1 protein-coding gene is annotated in these 591 nt (G+C 56.9%); it reads right to left on the reverse strand.

Annotation, left to right across the window (positions count from 1 at the left end; all coding sequences use genetic code 11):
- Window positions 1-56 precede the first annotated feature (56 nt).
- Window positions 57-464 (reverse strand): hypothetical protein, encoded by a 408-nt coding sequence (locus AB6O04_RS20710; RefSeq protein ID WP_368566318.1) that lies wholly within the window; start codon window positions 462-464, stop codon window positions 57-59.
- Window positions 465-591 lie beyond the last annotated feature (127 nt).

A 591-nucleotide genomic window follows, 5' to 3' on the forward strand; every position in this document is an offset into this window, starting at 1 on the left:
CGACTCACCTCAAGGCCGAATATACGACTGCAACCGCACCGCTTCACAGCATCAGATCAAACCAGCGAATCCTGATTGACGGAGGAGTCCATATATGAATTGTTAGGTGTGTGGCCGATGAACTCGCGGGCAAACACCTGCTCACTACGCCGGACCGGGGAATCTTGCGGCAGCGCCAGAATACCCTGGGCCCACTGGATGAACTCCGGCAAGACTATCGACTCCATGAATTCTCTCGCCGGCCGCGCCTGCGAGGCGGGCACAGAGCCTGCGCGGACGCAGAAGCGGTCATGCTGCACGTTTGGCCGAGGTGGCCAAAAGAATGCATCGAAGAAGATCTTTGAGTTCAGATGCTGCAGGGAGGTCTCAACAGAAATTCCGGCAGTAGTCAGCGCCTCCAAAAGGGCGCTGGACCTGAGAATGAAGCTGGTGCCTTTAGGAATCTTGTCCTTCTCGATGATCATCCAAACACACCTAACGCCTGAATTAAGCCGAGCCGCGAAGCGGGTGGGAGTTCCTACGCAAAAGTGGACACCGGTGGGTTAGATGCATTGGCGTTCGTATTCGGCCGGCGAGCGGTATCCCAGCGCC

This window comes from Pseudoxanthomonas sp. UTMC 1351 (assembly GCF_040948865.1).
In the GTDB taxonomy this organism is placed as follows: domain Bacteria; phylum Pseudomonadota; class Gammaproteobacteria; order Xanthomonadales; family Xanthomonadaceae; genus Pseudoxanthomonas_A.